General features: G+C 75.2%; 7 protein-coding genes. 6 read left to right on the forward strand and 1 reads right to left on the reverse strand.

The annotated features are described in order from the left end of the window. From hmgA to RIF68_RS21285, 3 genes are all read left to right on the forward strand, one after another. Positions 1-1,058: homogentisate 1,2-dioxygenase (gene hmgA, locus RIF68_RS21275; protein ID WP_309052882.1), on the forward strand; the 1,058-nt coding region annotated here is incomplete at its 5' end. A 21-nt stretch (positions 1,059-1,079) separates the two neighbouring features. Further along, the gene (locus RIF68_RS21280) at positions 1,080-1,829 is read left to right on the forward strand and encodes a GntR family transcriptional regulator (protein ID WP_309052883.1); all 750 of its coding nucleotides are present in this window, start codon (positions 1,080-1,082) and stop codon (positions 1,827-1,829) included. An 89-nt stretch (positions 1,830-1,918) separates the two neighbouring features. Continuing rightward, positions 1,919-3,130, forward strand: a complete 1,212-nt coding sequence (locus tag RIF68_RS21285) for a type ISP restriction/modification enzyme (protein WP_309052884.1) — start codon at positions 1,919-1,921, stop codon at positions 3,128-3,130. Here RIF68_RS21285 and RIF68_RS21290 read toward each other — a convergent pair. Then, on the reverse strand, positions 3,117-3,842 hold the full coding sequence (locus tag RIF68_RS21290) for a TetR/AcrR family transcriptional regulator (protein ID WP_309052885.1): 726 nt from the start codon (positions 3,840-3,842) through the stop codon (positions 3,117-3,119). The two genes, RIF68_RS21285 and RIF68_RS21290, sit on opposite strands and share 14 nt — an antisense overlap. Positions 3,843-3,905: 63 nt before the next feature. Here RIF68_RS21290 and RIF68_RS21295 point away from each other — a divergent pair, with 63 nt between their 5' ends. From RIF68_RS21295 to RIF68_RS21305, 3 genes are all read left to right on the forward strand, one after another. Beyond that, positions 3,906-4,844 (forward strand): ATP-binding cassette domain-containing protein, encoded by a 939-nt coding sequence (locus RIF68_RS21295; protein ID WP_309052886.1) that lies wholly within the window; start codon positions 3,906-3,908, stop codon positions 4,842-4,844. Further along, positions 4,841-5,620 carry an ABC transporter permease gene (locus RIF68_RS21300; protein WP_309052887.1) on the forward strand — a complete coding sequence of 260 codons (780 nt, stop codon included), beginning with the start codon at positions 4,841-4,843 and terminating at the stop codon, positions 5,618-5,620. The genes RIF68_RS21295 and RIF68_RS21300 overlap by 4 nt, the downstream gene beginning before the upstream one ends. Before the next feature lie 93 nt (positions 5,621-5,713). Further along, positions 5,714-6,910 carry a CaiB/BaiF CoA-transferase family protein gene (locus RIF68_RS21305; protein WP_309052888.1) on the forward strand — a complete coding sequence of 399 codons (1,197 nt, stop codon included), beginning with the start codon at positions 5,714-5,716 and terminating at the stop codon, positions 6,908-6,910. Positions 6,911-7,114: the final 204 nt, after the last annotated feature.

The raw sequence follows: 7,114 nt of genomic DNA on the forward strand, positions 1-7,114 counted from the left end.
GCGGCGCGCCCTTCACCGAGACCGTGCCCGACCCGAACCGGCTGCGCTGGGACCCGCTGCCCGCGCCGGCGCCGGGGACGGACTGGCTGGCCGGCCTGTGGACCCTCGGCGGCAACGGCGACGTGACGCAGCGCACCGGCATGGCCGTGCACCTCTACCACGCCAACGCCTCCATGGAGCGGGTCTTCGGCGACTCCGACGGCGAGCTGCTGATCGTCCCGGAGCACGGCGGCCTGCTGCTCCGCACCGAGCTCGGGCTGCTCGCCGCCCGCCCCGGCGAGGTCGCCCTGATCCCGCGCGGTGTCCGCTTCCGGGTGGAGCTGCTCGACGAGACGGCCCGCGGCTACGTCTGCGAGAACTACGGGGCCCCGTTCCAGCTGCCGGACCTCGGCCCCATCGGCGCCAACGGCCTGGCGAACGCCCGTGACTTCCGCGCCCCCGTCGCCGCCCACGAGGACGTCGAGGGCCCGGTCGAGGTGGTCAACAAGTACTGCGGCAACCTCTGGTCCGCGACGTACGACCACTCCCCGCTGGACGTCGTCGCCTGGCACGGCAACCACACCCCGTACGTCTACGACCTGCGGCGCTTCAACGTCATCGGGACGATCTCGTACGACCACCCGGACCCGTCGATCTTCACCGTCCTCACCTCCCCGTCCGACACCCCCGGCCTCGCCGGCGTGGACTTCGTGGTCTTCGCCCCCCGCTGGCTGGTCGGTGAGGACACCTTCCGCCCGCCGTACTTCCACCGCAACGTCATGAGCGAGTACATGGGCCTGATCGAGGGCGCGTACGACGCCAAGACCGCAGGCAAGGGGGGTTTCGTGCCCGGCGGCGGCTCGCTGCACAACATGATGTCGGCGCACGGCCCCGACCGGGAGACCTTCGACAAGGCGAGCGCCGCCGAGCTGAAGCCGCAGAAGATCGACGACGGCCTGGCCTTCATGTTCGAGACGCGCTGGCCGATCACCGCGACCGGTCAGGCGGCGAACGCCGACCACCTGCAGAAGGGCTACGACGGCGTATGGCAGGGTCTTGAGCGCCACTTCCGGTCGTAGTGTCGTCGTACGGAGAACGCCGTGACCGCCTTCGCCCCCGACTCCCTGGTCCTGAACCGCAAGCTTCCGCTGTGGTACCAGGTCTCGCAGTCCCTCCGCGCCTCGATACTGGGCCGTGCGCCGGACGCCTCGCTGCGGCTGCCCACCGAGGAGCAGCTCGCCGCGCACTACGGCGTCAGCGTGCTGACCATGCGGCAGGCGCTGAAGGAGCTGGAGGAGGAGGGGCTGATCAGCCGCCACCGGCGGCGCGGCACCTTCATCGAGCCCGGCGCGCGGCGCTCCACGCCGCGCCGCCTGCTCGGTTCGATCGACGCGATCGTGGCCCAGCAGTCGGGCGAGCGGACCACCGTGCTCGGGCACGGTGCCGAGCCGGTGCCCGGTGAGCTCGCCGAGCACTTCCCGGGCGTGCCGGAGGTCGTCACGTACCGGCGGCTGCGCGCGGACGGGGAGAGCGGCGAGCCCACCAACTGGGCGGAGAACGCGGTCCTTCCGGAGCTGGCGGCCGCGATCGACCCGGTGGATCTGGAGCGGTGGCCGATGACGAAGGTCCTGCGGGACGTGGTCGGGGTGCGGATCAGCCGGATCACGGACACGGTGGAGGCCCGCCTGGCCGACCCGGAGACGGCCGGTCTGCTCCGGGTCCCGCTGCTCTCGCCGATCCTGCACTACACCGGCGTGACCTACGACGGAGACGGCCGGGTGGTCGACGTGGCGCGCATCCGCTACCGCGGCGACCGCTTCTCCTTCACGGTCACGGTGGAGGCCGACTAGGTCGCGTCCGGGGCCCTCGGGCCCGAAGGCCGCGGCGCCGGGAGCCCTCGCCCGGGCAGGCTGGAGCCCGCCCGGCGGGGGTCGTTAGCATGCGGGGCGTGACGCAAGCCCCGGGTCCGGACGAAGCGCCCCTGCTGGACGAGCTGATGCCCTGGTCCGTCGCGCCGCTCCGGTTCGGGCGGTCCTGGATCTCGGCGCCGGACGCCCGCACGCTGCGGGCCCGCTGGGACCGGCTGGTGGCGGCCGGGGGCGCGGAGCGGGAGGCGCTCTTCCGGCCGAGCCGGGCGCGGACGCCGTCGAGCGCGGTGGCGGCGCTGCCCGGGCAGCGCACCGGCACGGCGCGGTTCGCGCGGGAGTCCGGGCCGTGCCCCGAGCCCGTGCGGGTCGCGCGCGGGCCTTTCGACGAACAGTGGCTGCTCCCCGACCACCGGCTGATCGACGTGGCGCGCCCCGAACTCTGGCGGGTCGCCGGCGCGCCCCAGGTCTTCGCCGTGGAGCAGGGGTACGTGCCCGGTGAGGCGGCGGGGCCGGCGCTGCTCGTGACGGCGGCGCTCCCGGAGGGCCGCTCCCCCGCCGGCCGGCCGGGCCGGATCCGGCCCCTGTTCCGCCGCCCCGGCGGCCGGGAGCCGAACCTCGCCCCCGGTCTGCTGCCCTTCCTGAGCGAGCGGTACGGCCGCGGGGTGGACGCCGCGGACTGGCTGGCGTGGACGCTCGCCGCCGCCTCGCCCTCGCCGGCCGGGTGCCGGGTGCCGCTGCCGGAGGACCCGGACGTCTGGTCGGCGGGCGTGCGGCTGGGCCGGGAGCTCGCCGACGTCCAGCTCGGCGGGGCGCTGAGCGGGGCGCGGCCCCGGCTGCCGGGTGGGCGGCGCCCCTATGTGCGGGCGGCGGTCCCGGCGCGCCCGGCGGATCTGTCGTACGACCCGGGCGCGGAGGTCCTCGGTGTCGGTGAGGGCCGGATCTCTCCCGTGCCGGTGGAGGCCTGGGAGTTCCGGGTGGGCGGTGTGCGGGTCCTGGAGCAGTGGTTCGAGCGGCGGACCGCGCCGGCCGAGCCGGGCACGCTGGAGGCCGTCGGTCCCGCGGCCTGGCCGCAGGAGTGGACCTCGGAGCTGCTGGGCCTCGTGACGGCGCTGGCCCTGCTGGGCGCGCGGGAGCCGGAGCGGGCGGCGTTCACCGCCGGGGGCGGCGGCCGGGCGGCCCTGACGGCGGCCGGGGTGCTCCCGGTGCCGGACCGGGCCCGCCGCCCCGCGTCCGTACTGGATCATCAGGAGGAGGGCCCGGAGGGGCAGTTCATGCTCCTGTGACGGGGGGCGCGAAGGACTCCAGGAGGCGGGCGATGGTCATGTCGAAGATCTCGTCCGGGTCGACGGGAACGGACGGCGCGGCGAGCAGCTCCGCCAGGTGCGGGTAGCGCCCGCCGGCGGCCTGCCGGGCGAGGTAGGCGGCGCGGACGGACTGTTCCTGCTCCTCGGTCCAGGGCAGCGAGCGGGCGCGTTCGGCGAGGGCCTGCTCGTTGACGACGGTGGCCATGACCGTGCCGTTGACCATGGCGATGAGCTGCATCTTCAGGCCGGGCTCGATGTCCAGGGGCGCGAGACAGCCGAGGCACCAGTCCAGGTAGCGCAGGGCGTTCGGGCTGAGGAAGTAGGCGGTGGTCATCACCCGGGCGAGCCAGGGGTGGCGGTACATCAGGGCGCGGGTCTGGTGGGCGAGCGCGGTCATGTCGGCACGCCAGTCGCCGCTCGGTTTCTCGGGCAGGTCGTACTCGCCGCTGACCGCGTCGACCATGAGCTCGTACAGGTCCTCCTTGCGGGGGACGTAGTTGTAGAGGGACATGGTGCCGCAGCCGAGTTCGGCGGCGACGCGGCGCATGGAGACCGCCTCCAGGCCGTCGGAGTCGGCGATGCGGACGGCGGCGTCCGCGATGTCACGCCGGGTGTAGGCCGGTCTGGGGCCTCGTCCTGCGCGCTCGGGGCGCGCCCAGATCACTTCGGGTTCGGCCGCTCGGCCCGCCATGGATCATCACCTCGCCTCCCATCGTAGTTACGTACACCGTACGTAGTGCGCTATGGTCACCCCATGACAACTACGTACGCTGTACTTAGTGAGGGCCTGGGCAAGCGGTACGGCGAGGTCCACGCCCTGCGCGGGCTCGATCTGGCCGTCCCCGAGGGCACGGTCTGCGCCGTCCTCGGGCCCAACGGCGCGGGGAAGACCACCGCCGTCCGCGTCCTCGCCACCCTGGTCCGCCCCGACGCGGGCACCGCCCGGGTCGCCGGGCACGACGTGGTCCGCGACCCGGGCGGGGTGCGCCGCCGGATCGCGGTCACCGGCCAGTACGCCTCCGTCGACGGCGATCTGACCGGCACGGAGAACCTGCGCCTCTTCGCCCGGCTGCTGCGCGTGCCGCCTGCCCGGGCCGACGAACTCCTGGAGGAGTTCGGGCTCACGGAGGCCGCCGGGCGGCCCGCCCGGACCTACTCGGGCGGCATGCGCCGCCGCCTCGACCTGGCGGCGAGCCTGCTGGCCCGGCCCGCGGTCCTCTTCCTCGACGAACCCACCACCGGGCTCGACCCGCACAGCCGGAACGGCATCTGGGACGCCGTCCGGCGGCTCGCGGCCGAGGGCACGACGGTGCTGCTGACCACCCAGTACCTGGAGGAGGCCGACCGTCTCGCCGACGACATCGTCCTCGTCGAGGACGGCCGGGCCGCCCACCGCGGCACCCCGGCCGCGCTCAAGTCCCTCATCGGCGGCTGGGCCGAGGTGGTCGTGGCCGGCCCCGGACCGCTCGACGCCGCTGCGGCCGTCCTCGACCGGCTCACCGGCAACGCCCCCGTCCTCGACGCCGAGCGGCGCACCGTCGGCGCGCTGACCACGGACCCCGCGCTCACCCTGCCCCGGATCGTCCGGGAGGTGGACGCGGCCGGCGTCCCGATCGTGGACGCCTCGCTGCGCCCGCCCACCCTGGACGAGGTGTTCCTGCGCCTCACCGGCCGGACGGAGGCGGCGGCATGACGACGCTCGCGTACGACGGCGCCGCGGTCCTCGGCCGCCACCTCCTGCGGATCCGGCACGCCCCGGCGATCACCGTCATGACGCAGACGATGCCGATCGTCTTCCTCCTCTTCTTCGGTTACGTGTTCGGCGGCGCGCTCGCCATGCCGGGCGCCGAGTACCGGTCCTACCTGGTGCCCGGCCTGCTCGTCGCCACGGCGGCGGGCGGCCTCATGACCGGCATGTTCCAGGCGGCGCAGGACGCCCACCGGGGCGTCATGGACCGCTTCCGGACACTGCCGATGAGCAGGGGCGCGGTGCCGCTCGGGCAGGCCCTCGCCGACCTGGTGGCGTGCGCGGCCGGCACGGTCCCGATGATCCTGGTCGGGCTCGCCATGGGCTGGCGGATCGAAGGGTCCGTGCCGGAGGCCCTGGCCGCCTTCGGACTGCTGCTGCTGTTCCGTTTCGCCATGACCTGGGTGGGCATCCTGCTCGGCCTGGCCTCACGGAGCGAGGAGGCGGCCGGCCAGCTCGGCAGCGCGACCTTCGTCCTGCCACTGCTGTCGAACGCGTACATCCCCACCGAGGGCATGCCGGACCACCTGCGCGCGGTGGCCGAGTGGAACCCGATCTCGGCGGTGACGACGGCGGTGCGCGTCCTCTTCGGCAACGCGCCCGTCCCGGCGGACGCCGCCTGGCCGGTGGCCCACCCCGTGGCCGGGGCGCTGCTCTGGTCCCTCGCCCTCGTCGCCGTCTTCGCCCCGCTCGCGGTACGGCGGTACAGCCGCGGCGGGTGAGCGACGGACCGGGCGGGCCGAGGCGCCCGGGGACGGGAGCGGGTACGGGGGCCGGGTGACAAGGGTGCCGCCGGCAGGGTAGGCAGGGCTGCCATGAGCACTCAGCCACTCCCCCTGGAGGGGATCACGGTCGTCGCCGTCGAGCAGGCCGTCGCCGCGCCCTTCGCCACCCGGCAGCTCGCCGACCTCGGGGCCCGGGTCGTCAAGATCGAGCGCCCCGACGGCGGTGACTTCGCCCGGGGGTACGACACGGCGGCCCGCGGCCTCGCCTCGCACTTCGTCTGGTGCAACCGCGGCAAGGAGTCGGTGGCGGTCGACCTGAAGGACCCGCGCGGCATGGACCTGGTACGGCGGATGGTGGCGGGCGCCGACGTCTTCGTGCAGAACCTGGCGCAGGGGGCGGCGGCCCGCCTCGGCCTGGACGCCGCGACGCTGTGTGCCGCGCACCCCTGGCTGATCGCGGTGGACGTCTCCGGATACGGCGCGGACGGCCCGTACGCCCGCAAACGCGCCTACGACATGCTCGTCCAGTGCGAGGCGGGCCTCGTCTCGGTGACCGGGACGCCCGAGCGGCCGGTGAAGTCCGGCATCCCGGCGGCCGACATCGCCGCGGGCATGTACGCCTTCTCGGGCATCCTCGCGGCGCTCGTCCGCCGGGGCACGACCGGCCGCGGCGGGCCCGTGGAGGTGTCGCTCCTGGACTCGCTCGCCGAGTGGATGGGGCACCCGCTGCACCACGGGATGCACGGGGGCACGGCCCCGGCGCGCACGGGGCTCGCCCACGCCGTGATCGCGCCCTACGACGCCTATCCGACGGCCGACGGCGGCATGGTGCTGCTGTCGGTGCAGAACGACCGCGAGTGGCGGCGGCTGGCCGAGCGGGTCCTCGGCCGTCCCGACCTCGCCGATGACCCGGCCTTCGCGACGAACGCGGCCCGGGTGGCGGGGCGCGCGGCGACGGACGCGGTGGTGGCACGGGCGCTGGCCCCGCTGACGGTGGAGGAGGCCCTGGCGCGCCTCGACGCTGCCGGCATCGCCTGCGCCCGGCTCAACTCGGTCGCGGAGCTGGCGGACCATCCGCAGCTCGCGGCCCGGGACCGGTGGCGGGAGGTGGAGTCCCCGGTGGGGCCGCTGCGGGCGCTGCTGCCGCCGGTGGTCTTCCCGGACGCGCCGGAAGCACGCATGGGCCGCGTCCCGGCGCTCGGGCAGGACACCGACGAGGTCCTGGCCGAGCTGGGCGTGCCGGGGGCGGAGGTGAAGGAGCTGCGGGAGGCGGGCGTGATCGCCTGACGCGGCGCGGGCGGGTTTCTGGGCGGCCGATGCCAAGGGGCGGCCGGGCACGACGAACGCCGGACGGGCGGGGACACGTCCGGCGGAGTCGTCGTGGTCGGTCGGCGTACGGGCGGTGCGCCGGAGCGGGCGGGATGCGTCGGGGAACGCGGGGTCCGGCGACGCCCGGGCCAGGAGGCGCCGTGTCGGCCCGCCGGATGCGGC

Origin of the sequence: Streptomyces sp., from assembly GCF_031178505.1 — a bacterium.
GTDB classification, from domain to species: Bacteria; Actinomycetota; Actinomycetes; order Streptomycetales; family Streptomycetaceae; genus Streptomyces; species Streptomyces gulbargensis.